11 protein-coding genes are annotated in these 14,589 nt (G+C 70.4%); 6 read left to right on the top strand and 5 right to left on the bottom strand.

Going from position 1 to position 14,589, the window contains the following annotated elements:
- Window positions 1-433: 433 nt before the first annotated feature.
- Window positions 434-2,977, top strand: coding sequence for a TonB-dependent receptor domain-containing protein (locus tag DJ021_RS16035; RefSeq protein WP_165837243.1), 2,544 nt, complete (start codon window positions 434-436; stop codon window positions 2,975-2,977).
- A 49-nt stretch (window positions 2,978-3,026) separates the two neighbouring features.
- On the opposite strand, the gene DJ021_RS16030 is transcribed toward DJ021_RS16035, so the two are convergent.
- From DJ021_RS16030 to DJ021_RS16015, 4 genes are all read right to left on the bottom strand, one after another.
- Window positions 3,027-3,392: a GNAT family N-acetyltransferase gene (locus tag DJ021_RS16030; RefSeq protein WP_481374185.1), complete on the bottom strand. Its 366-nt coding sequence runs from the start codon at window positions 3,390-3,392 to the stop codon at window positions 3,027-3,029.
- Window positions 3,393-3,533: 141 nt separating this feature from the next.
- Window positions 3,534-4,373 (bottom strand): 3-mercaptopyruvate sulfurtransferase, encoded by an 840-nt coding sequence (gene sseA, locus DJ021_RS16025; protein WP_111458499.1) that lies wholly within the window; start codon window positions 4,371-4,373, stop codon window positions 3,534-3,536.
- Between the two features lie 2 nt (window positions 4,374-4,375).
- A complete protein-coding gene (locus tag DJ021_RS16020) occupies window positions 4,376-5,377 on the bottom strand; it encodes a cysteine synthase A (RefSeq protein ID WP_111458498.1) in 1,002 nt (333 codons plus the stop codon).
- A 43-nt stretch (window positions 5,378-5,420) separates the two neighbouring features.
- The gene (locus DJ021_RS16015; protein WP_111458497.1) at window positions 5,421-6,677 is read right to left on the bottom strand and encodes an SAM-dependent methyltransferase; all 1,257 of its coding nucleotides are present in this window, start codon (window positions 6,675-6,677) and stop codon (window positions 5,421-5,423) included.
- Window positions 6,678-6,852: 175 nt separating this feature from the next.
- Here DJ021_RS16015 and kdsA point away from each other — a divergent pair, with 175 nt between their 5' ends.
- The 5 genes from kdsA to DJ021_RS15990 all read left to right on the top strand — a co-directional run bounded on the left by kdsA (window position 6,853) and on the right by DJ021_RS15990 (window position 12,396).
- Window positions 6,853-7,707, top strand: coding sequence for a 3-deoxy-8-phosphooctulonate synthase (gene kdsA / locus DJ021_RS16010; RefSeq protein ID WP_111458496.1), 855 nt, complete (start codon window positions 6,853-6,855; stop codon window positions 7,705-7,707).
- A 48-nt stretch (window positions 7,708-7,755) separates the two neighbouring features.
- A complete protein-coding gene (rfaE2, locus tag DJ021_RS16005; protein ID WP_111458495.1) occupies window positions 7,756-9,228 on the top strand; it encodes a D-glycero-beta-D-manno-heptose 1-phosphate adenylyltransferase in 1,473 nt (490 codons plus the stop codon).
- Window positions 9,225-10,226 (top strand): ADP-glyceromanno-heptose 6-epimerase, encoded by a 1,002-nt coding sequence (rfaD, locus tag DJ021_RS16000; RefSeq protein WP_111458494.1) that lies wholly within the window; start codon window positions 9,225-9,227, stop codon window positions 10,224-10,226. Before rfaE2 ends, rfaD begins: the two co-directional genes overlap by 4 nt.
- A gap of 2 nt (window positions 10,227-10,228) precedes the next feature.
- Window positions 10,229-11,332, top strand: a complete 1,104-nt coding sequence (locus DJ021_RS15995; protein ID WP_111458493.1) for a DUF3089 domain-containing protein — start codon at window positions 10,229-10,231, stop codon at window positions 11,330-11,332.
- A 62-nt stretch (window positions 11,333-11,394) separates the two neighbouring features.
- The gene (locus tag DJ021_RS15990) at window positions 11,395-12,396 is read left to right on the top strand and encodes an NADP-dependent oxidoreductase (RefSeq protein ID WP_111458492.1); all 1,002 of its coding nucleotides are present in this window, start codon (window positions 11,395-11,397) and stop codon (window positions 12,394-12,396) included.
- A gap of 120 nt (window positions 12,397-12,516) precedes the next feature.
- Here the strand turns inward: DJ021_RS15990 and recG are convergent, their stop codons facing one another.
- Window positions 12,517-14,589, bottom strand: coding sequence for an ATP-dependent DNA helicase RecG (gene recG, locus DJ021_RS15985; protein WP_111458491.1), 2,073 nt, complete (start codon window positions 14,587-14,589; stop codon window positions 12,517-12,519).

Raw genomic sequence — 14,589 nt, 5'->3', positions numbered from 1 at the left:
CAACTAAGGCGCGAAAGTGGCTTGTGTCGCTGTATACAGTGTGCACAAATAGCTGGGCTGGCGAGGCGGAATCAATGACCTCGTCTAAGTACAACCAAAGGGATGGAAAGCCTGATGTCGCGGGAAGCGAGCTGGCGCGTGTAATTTCGCGCCCATAGTCACTCAATAAGCAGATTACCCAGAAGTGCGACGGCGACCTTGTGACGCCTCTGCACGTGCGTTTCTGCGCCTCAATTCAATTTGTCGCGTCCATCTCGACATTGATCGGATGGCGGTCGGCTGGCTGCGCCTTTCAACTGGCGTGCCGGTGAAAAGTTAAAACAACGGGGAGAGAAAAATGTCGAAGCTGTCGAATCTGACGCCGAACCGCGTGCAACGAAGGATTTTGCTGGGCTCAGCAGCCGTCCTCTCAATTGTTCTCCCGCACGCGGCGTTGGCTCAGGTCAACGCGGCCGCCGCCGCGCCGGCGGAATCGGCGTCTTCGACCCCCGCAAAGGAGACCGCCCTCGATGAGGTGGTGGTCACCGGCTCCAGCATCCGCGGCGTCGCACCCACCGGCTCGGCCCTGATCGCCGTGGGACGCGACACGATCAAGATGAACGCCCCGGCCACCGTCAGCGAGCTGGTGTCCTCCATCCCGCAGCTGGGGAACTTCGGCGCCAATTCCGAGCAGTCCACGTCCAACCGGTTCCGGAGCCCGGGCTTCGACCCGAACATCCACAACCTCGGCATCTACGCCACCCTGACGCTGTTCAACGGCCACCGGTTCGCCCCGGTCGGCGGCGAGGCGGTGTTCCCCGACCCGTCGATCATTCCGGTGATTGCGCTCCAGCGGGTGGAGGTCGTCGCCGACGGCGCCTCGGCGGTCTACGGCTCCGACGCCGTCGCCGGCGTGGTCAACTTCATCTACCGCAAGGACGTCGACGGCCTGGAAGCCTCGGCCACCTATGGCGGCAACAACTCCAAGTATCAGAAGCGCGACTTCTCCGCGATCTGGGGCAAGACCTGGGACACCGGCGGCGTCATGGTCGCCTACGAGTATTCCGACAACCACTCTCCGACCAACGCCGACCTCGGTATCGTCCTCGACCAGAGCTACCGCGGCGGGCGCGACCTGCGCACCACGAGCTGCCCCAATCCGAACATTAGCGTGGGCGGCAAGACCTACGGCTATCCGAGTTTCGCGACGACGCCCAACAAGTGCGAGAACTCGCTGCTCAACAGCATCATCCCGAACGGAAAGCGCCATTCGGTGCTGGCCACGGCCCACCAGGACCTTGGCGAGCGGGTCAAGCTGTGGACCGAGCTCAACTATTCCAACTACGAGACCAATCGCACGAGTGGGCCGCGGTCGTTCACCGTCGTCGTGCCCAACACCAACCCCTATTTCGTGCTGCCGCCGGGCGTGGTCGCGACCAGCGAGTCGGTGACCCGCAGCGGGCTGGGGCTGTTTCCCAACCCGCATGGCTTCCAGACCTCCGAGGTCATGGGCATCACGGGAGGCCTGGACATCGACCTGGGCGGCGGCTGGTCCGGTGGGATCATGACCCACTTCTCGAAGACCCACGACTTCAACAGCGACCCGGAAATCGACATCGCGGTCGCTCAGGCGCTGGCCAACAACACCACCCTCGCCACGGCCTTCAACCCGTTCGGCCAAGCGGCGCAGAACAATCCCTCGGTCCTGTCGCAGATCGACAACGGCTACACCCAGATCAACAACGCCCACCAGTACCTTCGCGAGCTGCAGATCAAGGCGGACGGGCCGCTGTTCAAGATCCCCGGCGGTGAGGTGCGCGCCGCCGTCGGCGCCGATTTCCGGGATGAGGAGGCGAGGCAGCTGCAGTACGCCGGCGCGGCCCGCGTCGACCAGATCCTGGTGCGTAACGACGACGTCAACCGGGCGGTGGAAGGCCTCTACGGCGAAGTCCACGTGCCGCTGTTCAGCGCCGAGAACGCGATCCCGGGCTTCCAGCGGCTCGAGGTCTCCGTCTCCGGTCGCTACGACCATTACCAAAAGCTCGGCGGCACCTTCAATCCGAAGTACGGCGTCGTGTGGGAGCCGATCGACGGCGTGGCCCTGCACGCCAGCTACGGCAAGGCCTACGCCGCCCCGAACCTCGGCATGCTGACCAGCATCTTCGGGGTCCCGCAGCCCGGCTCGAACATCGCCGGTGTGGGCACGGTCAACGTCTACAACATGGGCGGCGGCAACCCGAACCTGACGCCGGAACGCGCCAAGAGCTATTCCTACGGCGTCGATTACACGCCGGACTACATCCATGGCCTGCGGTTCAGCGCGACCTACTACCACGTCGAATACAGCAACCTGGTCTACAAGCCGACGACCAACGACGCCTTCTTCAACCCGGCGTTCGCCGACTCCATCACCCGGTTCCCGACCGCCGCCCAGATCGCGCAGGCGATCAAGGACGCGCCGCCGCAGAGCCCGGTGCCGGCGGTCATCGACTACATCTTCCGCTCCTACGCGATCAACCTGGGGACCCGCCGGTTCGCCGGCGTCGACCTCGACGCCAGCTATCAGATGGACACCGGCTTGGGCCGGTTCTCGTTCGCAGCCAACGCCAACCGCCAGCTGCAGTTCGACCAGCAGGTTGTGGCCGGCACGCCGTTCACCTCCCGCCTCGGCACCACCGACGCGGTCAAGTGGAAGGCGCGCCTGAGCGCGAGCTGGAACATGGAGCCGGTCACCCTGGCGGTGTTCATGAACTACACGGGGTCGTTCAAGAACACGGCGATCACACCGGTCCAGACCGTCGATTCCTGGACCACGTTCGACTTGGTCGGCACCTACGACCTGCCGCACGTCATGAGCGGGTCGCAGATCCAGTTGCGGGCGGCCAACGTGTTCGACAAGAAGCCGCCGTTCTACGACGGGACGGGCGGCTACTACGCCCCCCTGGCCTCGCCGTTCGGACGCACGCTCGAAGTCACGCTCCGCGCGAAGTTCTGGTAACCGCGACCGGGCGGCCGTCCTGTTCGCAGGGTGGCCGCCCGGGTTCGCGCTAGATCGCCAGCCGCATGGCGCAGCGGGTCGCCACGTCGAGGCCCTTTTCCGCCTCGCGAGACAGCACCTCCGCAAGCCGGCCGTCGAGTTCGTGCACGGCGAGTTCGCGGAATCCGAGACGGGCGTAGAACGGCCCGTTCCAGGCGATCTCGCGGAACGTCGTCAGGGTGACCGCGGCGCAGCCTCGCGCCCGCGCCGCATCGATCACGGCGCGAACGAGGGCGCGGCCGACGCCCTGGCCCTGGCGCGCGCGCCGCACCGCCAGCTCCCACAGGTGCAGGGCGTCGTCGAACGCCTCGCAGGCCGCAAAGCCGATCCGGCCCGTGGCGTCGTCGGCCACCCAGACCAGCCCCTGCGCCTGCAGCGGGACGTAGACCCTGGCCGGGCTGACCTCGTCGTCGGCGATGGCGTCCTGACTGGAGCCGCGGAAGGCCGCAGCGGCCGACCGCTCGATCCGCGGCAGGTGGCGCAGGTCGTCTGGGCGGGCGAGGCGGACGTCGATGGCTCAGGCTCCGGTGACAACCTCGGTGTCCGCTCGACCGCCCCATTCGGTCCAGGAACCGTCGTAGACCGGCACGTCGTCGCGGCCGAGGCGCGCCAGCGCCAGGGCCAGCAGGGCGGCGCTGACGCCGGAGCCGCAGGTGGTGACGATAGGCCCCGTCAGGTCCACGCCGCCCGCCTCGAACGTTTCGCGCAGCTCGGCGGCGGACTTCAGCGTGCCGTCGGCGTTCACCAGCGGGCCCCAGGGCACGTTGCAGGCGCCGGGCATGTGGCCGGAGCGCAATCCGGCGCGCGGCTCCGGCGCCTCGCCGCGGAAACGCGGGCCGGCGCGCGCGTCGACCAGCTGCGCCGCGCCGCCGTCCAGCAGGCCGCGCACGGCGTCGAGGTCGCGGACTCGGGCGGGATCGAAGGCCGGCTCCAGGCGGGTGGGCGTAGCTTGCGTCTCGGCGGTCTCAACCGGCCGGCCTTCGGCGCGCCATTTCTTGAGGCCGCCGTCGAGCACCACGACCTTGGGGAAGCCCATGGTCCGCAGCGTCCACCAGACCCGCGGCGCGGAGAATATGCCCTGGCCGTCGTAGACCACCACCGTCGCGTCGCGGCGCAGGCCCAGCGCTCCGGCCGCCGCCGCGAACGCCTCGGGCGTCGGCAGCATGTGCGGCAGGTCGGTCCCGTGGTCGGAAATCTCGTCGATGTCGAAGAACACCGCGCCGGGGATATGCCCGGCCGCATGGTCCTCGCGGCCGGAACGGGGCTCGCCCGGCATGTACCAGGTGGCGTCGACCACCTGCACGTCGGGGTCGGCCAGGCGCTCGGCCAGCCAGGCGGTGGAGACAAGCGGGTCCATGGTCACTCCAGCCAGGCCGGGGCGGGCAGGCCGCGCTCGGCGAGGAAGCCCGGGTTGTAGATCTTCGATTGGTAGCGCTGGCCGTGGTCGCAGAGCACGGTCACCACGGTGTGGCCGGGGCCGAGGTCCTTGGCCAGGCGGATGGCGCCGGCGACGTTGATTCCGGTCGAGCCGCCCATCACCAGCCCCTCGTGTTCGATGAGGTCGTAGATGGCGAGCAGCATCTCCTCGTCGGAGATGCGGTAGGCGTGGTCGATGGTCAGGCCGACGAGGTTGGCGGTGATCCGCGCCTGGCCGATGCCCTCGCTGATCGAGGTCCCTTCGGCCTTCAGCTCGCCGTCCGTGTACCAGGAATAGAGCGAGGCCCCGTGCGGGTCGGCGAGGCCGATGCGGATGTCCGGCTTGCGCTCCCGCAGCGCCTCGGCCACCCCCGCCAAGGTCCCGCCCGAGCCCACGGCGCAGATGAAGCCGTCGATGCGCCCGTCGGTCTGGCGCCAGATCTCCGGGCCGGTGCCGCGGACGTGGGCCTCGCGGTTGGCGACGTTGTCGAACTGGTTGGCCCACACCGCGCCGTTCGGCTCCTTCGCGTCAAGTTCCTCCGCCAAGCGGCGGGAAACGTGGACGTAATTCATCTCGTTCGAATAGGGCAGGGCGTCGGTTTCGACGAGGTTGGCGCCGTAGAGCCGGATGGCGTCCTTCTTCTCCTGGCTCTGGGTCCGGGGGATGACGATGGTCGCCTTGTAGCCCATGGCCTTGCCGACCATGGCCAGGCCGATGCCGGTGTTGCCCGCCGTGCCCTCCACGATCCGGCCGCCGGGCCGCAACAGGCCCCGCTGTTCGGCGTCGCGGATGATGTAGAGGGCGGCCCGGTCCTTCACCGACTGGCCGGGATTCATGAACTCCGCCTTGGCGAGGATCTCGCAGCCGGTGATCTCGCTGGCCCGGCGAAGGCGGATGAGCGGCGTGTTTCCGATGGCGTCCAGGACGCTGTTTGCAACTTCCATGGGCGGCTACTTAAGCGTGGCGGGCGGCGGCGAACAGGGGGTGTCAGCCTTTCGCCAGGCTGAGCTGCACCACGTCGGTGCGTCCGGTGCGGAAGCCGGCCTCGCAATAACTCAGGTAGAAGCGCCACAGGCGGCGGAAGCGCTCGTCGAAGCCGAGGGTGCGGATGTCGGCCCAGGCGGCGTCGAAACGCTCGCCCCATTCGGCCAGGGTGTCGGCGTAGTGCTGGCCGAAGCGGGCGATGCCCTGCCAGTGCAGGCCGACGCGGTCGGTCTCCGCCTTCAGGCGGGCTTCGGAGGGCAGCATGCCGCCCGGAAAGACGTACTTCTGGATGAAATCGGCGCGCCGGCGATAGCCCTCGAACAGCTCGTCGCGGATGGTGATGATCTGCAGGCCGGCCCGGCCGCCGGGCGCGAGCACGTCGCGGATCTTGCCGAAATAGGCCGGCCAATAGCGTTCGCCCACCGCCTCGAACATCTCGATGGAGGCCACCCGGTCGAAGGCGCCTTCGACGTCGCGGTAGTCGATCATCCGCACCTCGGCGCGCTCGGCGAGACCCTGCTCGAACATCCGGCGGCGGGCGAAGTCGTACTGCTCCTGGGAAATGGTGATGGCGGTGACCCGCGCGCCCACGTCGCGGGCGGCGAACTCGGCGAAGCCGCCCCAACCGCAGCCGATCTCCAGCACGTGGTGGTCGGGGGCCAGCGCCATGCCTTCGGCCAGCGTGCGGTACTTGTTGCGCTGCGCCTCGGCGAGCGGCTGTCCCGGCTCGGCGTAGCGGGCGGACGAGTAGGTCATCGTCGGGTCCAGCCAGCGGGAATAGAAGGCGTTCCCCAGGTCGTAGTGGGCGTGGATGTTGCGCCGGGCCCCCTCGCGGCTGTTGCCGTGCAGGGCGTGGCGCAGCCGCTCGGCCGCCCACATCAGCGGGTTGCCCAGCGCCACGCGGTGCAGGCGGTTGAAGTTGACGGCCAGCACTTCCAGCAATCGCGACAGGTCCGGCGTGTCCCACTCGCCGGCCATGTAGCCTTCGGCGAAGCCGATATCGCCGGAGGCCAGCACCCGGCGCATGAAGCGGAAGTCGCGGACCACCAGCCGGGCGTCCGGACCGGGCTCGCGTCCCCTGAGCGGCAGCTCGCCGCCGGTGGGGGTGACGAAGGTCAGCGAGCCCGCCAGCCAGTTGCGGGCCATCAACAGCAGGGCGGCGCGGAAGGCCCTGGGCGCATCCGCCAGCTCCGGCAGCCGCCGGAACGCTCTGGAGTTCACTGCGAGCGTCGCAAGCGACGTCTCGTGGGCAAGGCTCATGCCGGCTCCCCCGAGGAACTTGACCAACCTTAACACCGATCAGCCGCGGCGCGAGCGCCCGATTCGCGGGCGGCAGGGAGGGCGGCACGCCGCCGGGTCGCGGCACTTGGCGCTTGTGAAGCCTGGCGGCGCGCGCCACTTAGCCGGCGACTGAATTGCAACGCCGGGGAGCGCCATGCCCGTCCTGAAGCTCGATCGCTGGAACGTCGCCATCGGCGACGGCCAGCCCCTGACCGTGATCGCCGGGCTGAACGTCCTGGAGACCCCCGAGCTCGCCATCGAGACCGCCCGCCAGTTGAAGGCGATCTGCGGCGAGCTTGGGCTGCCCTATGTGTTCAAGGCGAGCTTCGACAAGGCCAACCGGTCGTCGATCAAGAGCTATCGCGGGCCGGGCCTGGACCAGGGGCTGGAGATCTTCCGCCGGGTGAAGGCCGAGGTGGACGTGCCGGTGGCCACCGACATCCACGAGATCGCCCAGGCCGAGCCCCTGGCCGAGGTGATCGACGTCCTGCAGATCCCCGCCTTCCTCTGCCGGCAGACCGATCTGGTGGTGGCCTCGGCCCGCGCGATCCATCGGGCCGGTGGCTGGCTGCACGTCAAGAAGGGCCAGTTCCTGGCGCCCTGGGACTGCAAGAACATCGTCTCCAAGGTGCAGGAGGCGGTGGACGGCGCCGACATCACCATCCTATGCGAGCGCGGCAATTCGTTCGGCTACAACAACCTGGTGGTCGACATGCTGGGGATCGGCGAGATGAAGAAGCTCGGCGTGCCGGTGACCATCGACGCCACCCATGCGGTGCAGCTGCCGGGCGCCGATCCGCGCACCGGCGGCGAGTCCACCGGCGGCCGGCGGGAGGGCGTGGCGGTGATCGCCAAGGCCGCCGTGGTCTCCGGCGCCGACGGGGTGTTCCTGGAGTTCCACCCCGACCCCGACAAGGCGCTCTGCGACGCGCCCAGCTGCCTGCCGCTGGCGGGCGCCAAGGACCTCCTGGGCACGCTGAAGGCGCTGCACGCCGTGGCGAACCGCTGAGGGCCGCCGCTTGACCCGTTCCCCGACCCGCCGCACACGCTAGTCGCCATGGATCTTTCCGCGCTCCAGCATCTCCTGGGCCTGGTCCCGGGCCGCCGGGTGGCCTGTGTCGGCGACCTGATGGTCGACCGCTTCGTCTATGGCGACGTCAGCCGGGTCTCGCCGGAGGCGCCGATCCCGGTGCTGGCGCGGACCCGAGAGCTGGTGATGCTGGGCGGGGCCGGCAACGTGGCGCGCAACGTCGCCGCGCTCGGCGGCTCGGTCTGCCTGGTGGGGCTGGTGGGCGGCGACGCCGACGGCCACGAGGCGTCGCGGCTGGTGGGCGAGGAAGGCCACGTCGAGGGCTACCTGGTCACCGACGCCGATCGCCCGACCACCCTGAAGACCCGCTTCGTCTCCGGCGGCCAGCAGCTGCTGCGCGTCGACCTGGAGGCCAGCCGCGCGGCCACGGGCGAGGTCGAGCAGCGGCTGGTCCGCACCCTGCGCGACGCGGCGCAGGGGGCCGGCGCCATCCTGCTCTCCGACTACGGCAAGGGGGTGGTCACCGACGCGGTGATCGCCGCCGCGCGCGAGGCGGCCCAGGCCGCCGGCGCCAAGCTGGTGGTGGACTCCAAGGCCCGCTCCTTCGCCCGCTACGGCGCGGTGGACCTGATCAAGCCCAACGCCGCCGAGCTTGCCCACGCCACCGACCTGCCGACCGGCACGGACGCCGAGATCGAGGTCGCCCTGGCCCGCGCCCTGGAGCTCTGGGAGGCCAGGGCCATCCTGGTGACCCGCGCCGCCAAGGGGGTCTCGCTGGCCGTCCGCGGCGAGCCGGTGCGTCACGTGCCGACCGCGCCGCGCGAGGTGTTCGACGTCTCCGGGGCCGGCGACACCACGCTGGCGGCGCTCGGCCTGGCGCTGGCGGCCGGGGCGCCGCTGAACGACGCCATCGCCTTCGCCCAGCTGGCGTCGGGCGTAGCGGTCGGCAAGGTCGGCACCGCCACCGTCAGCCCCGAGGAGCTGGTGGAGGCGACGATCAGCGCCCACATGGCGCCCGCCGAGGCCAAGATCGCCACCCCGCAGCGGATGGCCGACGAGGTCGCCCGCTGGCGCGCCAAGGGCCTGCGGGTCGGCTTCACCAACGGCTGCTTCGACATCCTGCACAAGGGCCACGTGGCCTATCTCGCCCAGGCGCGGGCCTGGTGCGACCGGCTGATCGTCGGCCTCAACTCCGACGACTCCGTGCGGGCGCTGAAGGGCGAGGGCCGGCCGGTCAACGACCTGGAGAGCCGCGCCTTGGTGCTGGCGGGCCTGGGCTCCGTCGACCTGGTCGTGCCGTTCGAGGACGACACCCCGCTCAAGCTGATCGAGGCCGCGCGGCCCGACGTGCTGGTCAAGGGCGCCGACTACGCCGAGAGCGAAGTGGTCGGCGCCGACCTGGTCAAGGCCTGGGGCGGCGAGGTCCGGCTGGCCCAGATCGTCGACGGCTATTCCACCACCGCCGCCATCGCGCGGATGACCCAGAAGGCCAAGGCATGAACCGCCGGATCGCGTTCGTCACCGGCGGCGCCGGTTTCATCGGCTCCAACATCGCCGCCAGGCTGGCCGAGGACCGCAGCCTCGACGTGGTGGTCTGCGACCGCCTGCGCGAAGCCGAGCTCGGCAAGTGGCGCAACATCGCCAAGCACCCGATCGGCGACTTCGTGGCCCCGGAGGACATGTTCGACTGGCTGGAGAAGCGCTGGCGCGACGTCGAGGTGGTGATCCACATGGGCGCCATCTCCTCGACCACCGAGCCGGACGCCGACAAGATCGTCCACTCCAACTTCACCCTCAGCCGCGACCTGTTCCGCTGGTGCGCCGACCGCCAGCGCCGGCTGATCTACGCCTCCTCGGCGGCGACCTACGGCGACGGGGCGCACGGCTTCGACGACGACAACGACTACGAGGCGCTGGCCGCGCTGCGGCCGCTGAACACCTACGGCTGGTCGAAGGCGCTGTTCGACCTGTTCGCGGCGCGCCAGGCGGCGCGCGACTACGCGCCGCCGCAGTGGGTGGGGCTGAAGTTCTTCAACGTCTACGGCCCCAACGAGGAGCACAAGCACTCGATGAAGTCGGTGGCCTCGCAGATCTGGCCAAAGGTCCGCGAGGGCCATGGCGTGCAGCTGTTCAAGAGCTACCGCTCAGACGTCCCCGACGGCGGCCAGAAGCGCGACTTCGTCTACGTCCGCGACATCACCGACGTCACCGACTGGCTGATGCAGAACCCGCAGGTCAACGGCGTCTTCAACCTCGGCTCGGGAACCGCGCGCAGCTTCGAGGACATGGCCCGGGCGGTGTTCACCGCCGCCGGCAAGAACGCCGAGATCGACTACACCCCGATGCCGCCGGCCATCCGCGACAAGTACCAGTACTTCACCGAGGCGCGCATGGAGCGGCTCTACGCCGCCGGCTACGACAAGCCGATGACCGCCCTGGAAGACGGCATCCACGACTACGTCACCCGCTACCTCAGCCAGCCGGACCCCTACCGGTAGCCATGCCGCCGGGCGCACCCCGCAGCCGCCGCTGGCTGGCCCTGTCCGTGGTCGGGGTGGTGCTGTTCCTCGGCCTGGCGACGGGGGTGTTCTGGGGCGACCTGATGCGCTCGGCGCTGGATCCCAAGTCGCCGTTCCAGACCTACAGGCCGCCGCCGGCGCCCGACTACGCCAGCCGCCAGAGCTGGGCGCTGATGCCCACCCGTCCGGACGCCACCGCGGGCGATCCGCCGGCCGACGTCTTCTTCGTCTCGCCGACCACCTTCGACGGCGGCCACGACTGGAACGCGCCGATCCATGAGCCGAAGGCCGACCGGCTGTTCCGTCGGGTGATGGCGCCCAACTACGCCGGGCCGTTCGTGCGGGTCGGCCGGATCTTCGCGCCGCGCTACCGCCAGGCCAGCCTCTACAGCCTGCTGACCCTGCGGGAGGACGCCCGCGAGGCCCGCCAGTTCGCCTACGGCGACGTGGCGCGCGCCTTCCACGAATACCTCAACCGCTACAACAGCGGCCGGCCGTTCGTCATCGTGGGGGTGGAGCAGGGCGGCACGCTCGCCGCCCGGCTGCTGGCGGAGGAGGTGGCGCCCAATCCCGACCTTCGGGCCCGGCTGGCGGCCGCCTACCTGATCGAGACGGTGATACCCGCCGTCGATCCGCCGATCCCGCCGTGCATGCGCCGCGGCCAGGCCGGGTGCCTGGCGGCCTGGGCCAGCGTCTTCGATGGCCAGATCGACCACGCCCAGCTGCTGCTCGACCGCGCCGTCGTCTGGAATTCGCAGGGCGAGCTGGTGAACCTCAACGACCGCGCGGCGCTGTGCTTCAACCCGATCCTGGGGGCGGTGACCCAGGACCCCGCGCCGGCCCGCCTGCACCTGGGGGCCGCGAACGCCACCGGGCTGGAGTGGGGCGCGCGCCCCGCCTTCCTCGGCCGCCAGGTCTCGGCGGTGTGCCGCGGCGGCGTGCTGCGCGTCACCCATCCGAAGTCGGCGTCGCTGAAGCGCCAGGGCTCCTGGGCCGACCAGCGCAAGGTCCCCGGCTACAACCTCTTCTATGCGGACCTCGAGGCCGACGCGAAGGCCCGGGTCGCCACGCTCACCGGTCACTGAGGCTTGGCGCGGCCCGGCGTTCGGGTCTTAGCTCCTCCCAACAAGGAAAAAGGGAGCGCGCCATGGCCGAGGCCAACCGTCAGATCGTCCTGGACCAGCTGCCGCAGGGGCGGCTCAGCGCCGACCATTTCCGCCTCGTGCAGGGCGAGCGTCCGACGCCTGGACCGGGCGAGGCCCTGGTCCGGACCCACTACATCTCGCTGGACGCCGCCAACCGCGCCTGGATGCAGGGCGCCACCTACCGCTCGGCGCTGTCGGCCGGGCAGGTGATGGCCGGCGGCGCGCTCGCCGAGGTGGTGGAGGCGCCGGACTCCGACCTCTTGCCCGGCGACCTGGTGTTCGCCGACACCGGCTGGCAGGACTACGCCATCGTGCCCACCAAGCGGCTGGCGAAGCTGCCGGCGCTGGAGCCCCGGACCCACCTGCTCAGCGTGTTCGGCGTGGCCGGGCTCACCGCCTACTTCGGCCTCTTGGAATGCGGCCAGCCCAAGCCCGGCGAGACCGTGGTGGTGTCGGCGGCGGCAGGCTCCGTCGGCTCGATCGTCGGCCAGATCGCCAAGCTCAAGGGCTGCCGGGTGGTCGGCGTCGCCGGCGGGGCGGAGAAGGGCCGCTGGCTGACCGAGGAACTCGGGTTCGACGCCGCCGTCGACTACAAGGCCGGCGACCTGCGCCGCCAGCTGAAGGAGGCCGCGCCGGGCGGCATCGACGTCTACTTCGACAACGTCGGCGGCGACGTGTTCGAGACCTGCCTGTTCGCCATGAACACCTTCGGCCGGATCGCCTGCTGCGGCGCCGTCTCGCAGTACGACGGCGAGGCTCCGCGCCACGGCCCGCGCGGCGTGCCCGGCCTGATCGTCACCAAGCGGCTGACCCTGCGCGGGTTCATCGTCTCCGACTTCGACGACAAGCGCAGCCAGGCGCTGCGGGACCTGCAAACCTGGGTCGCCGAGGGCCGGCTGAAGGTCCACGAGGACATCATCGAGGGGCTGGAGAACACGCCGGCCGCGCTCGTGGGCCTGCTGGCCGGGGAGAACCGCGGCAAGCGGATGGTGAAGGTGCGCTAGCCTAGTTGCTCCCCCGCCGGGGGAGCTGTCAGCGAAGCTGACTGAGGGGGTCCTCCGAGGGCGGCGCCAACCCCCTCCGGCGCTTCGCGCCACCTCCCCCAGAGGGGGAGGAACTTCGGTTTAGCCGGCGTCGCGCAGGCCGAGGCCGGCCTTCCAGTCGAACAGCTCTTCGAGGATCCGCAGCGCCTTGCCGCGCTCGGACGTGAGGGCGGGGTCGCGGCCGACGATCAGGCGGGCGTCGTCGCCGGCGGCGGCGATCAGGTCGCGGTGTGCGAAGGGGTCGGCGAAGACGTAGTCCGGGAACCCCGACTGCCGCAGGCCCAGCGCGTCGCCGCCGCCGCGCAGCTCCAGGTCGGTCTCGGCGATCAGGAAGCCGTCGTCGGTGCGCCGCAGGATGTCGAGCCGCTTCTGGGCGGTCTCCGACAGCGGCGGGTCGTAGAGCAGCACGCAGGCGCTCTCGCGGCGCCCACGGCCCACCCGGCCGCGCAGCTGGTGCAGCTGGGCGAGGCCGAAGCGCTCAGCCTGCTCGATGACCATGATGGTGGCGTTGGGCACGTTAACGCCGACCTCGACCACCGTCGTCGCCACCAGCACCGACAGACGGCCGTCGGCGAAGTCGGCCATCACCGCGTCCTTGGCGGCCGGCGCCATCTTGCCGTGGATCAGGCCGACGCTGGGGCCGATGGTGGCCTTCAGCTCCTCGGCGCGGGTCTCCGCCGCCTTCAGGTCCACCAGCTCGGACTCCGAGACCAGCGGGCAGATCCAGAAGGCCTGGGCGCCGCCGGCCACCGCCTCGCGCAGCCGCGCCTCCACCTCGCCGATCCGACCCATGGGCGCGGCGCGGGTGGCGACCGGCGTGCGGCCCGGCGGCTTCTCGTCGATCTTGGAGACGTCGAGGTCGCCGTAGACGGTGAGCTCCAGGGTGCGCGGGATCGGCGTCGCCGACATCGCCAGGAAGTGCGTGCCCTGGCCCTTGGCCTGCAGCCGCTGGCGCTCGGCGACGCCGAACCGATGCTGCTCGTCGATGACGGCCAGCTCCAGCCGATGGAACGCCACCTCGTCCTGAAAGAGCGCATGGGTGCCGACCGCCACCTGGATCGCCCCGGACGCCAGGGCGCGCAGCTTCTCCGCCCGCGCCGCGCCCTTGTCGCGCCCGGTCAGCAGGACGACGGCGATGCCGTGAGCGGTGAGGGGGCCGGAGATGGTCTCGAAGTGCTGGCGGGCCAGGATCTCGGTGGGCGCCATCAGCGCGGTCTGGCCGCCGGCCGCGGCGACGTCGGCCATGGCGCACATCGCCACCACCGTCTTGCCGGATCCGACATCGCCCTGGATCAGCCGGCTCATCCGCTCGCCGAGCGCGAAGTCGTGGCGGATCTCGCCCAGCGCCCGGGTCTGGGCGCCGGTGAAGGCGAACGGCAGGTCGGCGCGGATGGCTTCGGCGACCGTGCTGGCGGGAATCTTCGCGGCGGCCTCGCGCCTGCGCTCGGCCTTGCGCTGCGCCATCGCCAGTTGCTGGGCGAGCAGCTCGTCATACGCCAGGCGGCGGTAGTGCGGGGCCTGGAGCGAGATGTCGGCGTCGCTCTCCGGGTCGTGCAGCCGTCCCAGAGCCTCGCGCCAGGTGGGGAAGCGCTCGCGGGCCGCCCACGCGGCGTCCTGCCACTCCGGCAGCTCCGGGGCCCGCTGCAGCGCCTCCTGCACGAACCTGCGGACCGTGCGGGCGGGAAGGCCGGCGGTGGCCGGGTAGACCGGCTCCAGCTCGGGGATCTCCGAGGCCTTCTCCGGCGCCAGCATGTAGTCCGGGTGGACCATCTGCCAGCCGTAGCCCTGGTCCTCGACCTTGCCGGAGATCACCCGACGGGCGTTCACCGGATGGCGCTGCTCCAGCTGCGAGCCGAAGCTGCCGAAGAACACCAGGGTCATGAAGCCGGTCTCGTCGAACACCCGCACTCGCCAGGGCTGCGGCCCGCGCGGCGCCTGGAAGGATTCGATCGTCACCTGGAAGGTCATCACCTCGCCGTCGATGGCGGCGGAGATGGTCGCGGGCGTCCGGCGCACCACCGAATGCGGCTTCAGGAACAGCACGTCGCGGACGATGGGGCCGGCCAGCTTGTCCAGCAGCGGCGCCACGCGCGGCCCCACCCCCTTCAGCGAGGTTATGGGGGCGTAGAGCGGGAACAGAATCTCGGGCCGCAT

Origin of the sequence: Phenylobacterium hankyongense, from assembly GCF_003254505.1 — a bacterium.
GTDB classification, from domain to species: domain Bacteria; phylum Pseudomonadota; class Alphaproteobacteria; order Caulobacterales; family Caulobacteraceae; genus Phenylobacterium; species Phenylobacterium hankyongense.
The sequence above is the reverse complement of the archived record's forward strand: the minus strand, read 5'-3'. Positions and strand labels throughout refer to the sequence as shown.

Excerpts from the sequence above, each read along its gene's own strand:
- sseA (WP_111458499.1), bottom strand. The coding sequence starts at position 4,373 with ATGGACCCGCTTGTCTCCACCGCCTGGCTGGCCGAGCGCCTGGCCGAC.
- DJ021_RS16020 (WP_111458498.1), bottom strand. The coding sequence starts at position 5,377 with ATGGAAGTTGCAAACAGCGTCCTGGACGCCATCGGAAACACGCCGCTC.
- DJ021_RS16015 (WP_111458497.1), bottom strand. The coding sequence starts at position 6,677 with ATGAGCCTTGCCCACGAGACGTCGCTTGCGACGCTCGCAGTGAACTCC.
- kdsA (WP_111458496.1), top strand. The coding sequence starts at position 6,853 with ATGCCCGTCCTGAAGCTCGATCGCTGGAACGTCGCCATCGGCGACGGC.
- rfaE2 (WP_111458495.1), top strand. The coding sequence starts at position 7,756 with ATGGATCTTTCCGCGCTCCAGCATCTCCTGGGCCTGGTCCCGGGCCGC.
- rfaD (WP_111458494.1), top strand. The coding sequence starts at position 9,225 with ATGAACCGCCGGATCGCGTTCGTCACCGGCGGCGCCGGTTTCATCGGC.
- DJ021_RS15995 (WP_111458493.1), top strand. The coding sequence starts at position 10,229 with ATGCCGCCGGGCGCACCCCGCAGCCGCCGCTGGCTGGCCCTGTCCGTG.
- DJ021_RS15990 (WP_111458492.1), top strand. The coding sequence starts at position 11,395 with ATGGCCGAGGCCAACCGTCAGATCGTCCTGGACCAGCTGCCGCAGGGG.
- recG (WP_111458491.1), bottom strand. The coding sequence starts at position 14,589 with ATGCGGCCCGAGATTCTGTTCCCGCTCTACGCCCCCATAACCTCGCTG.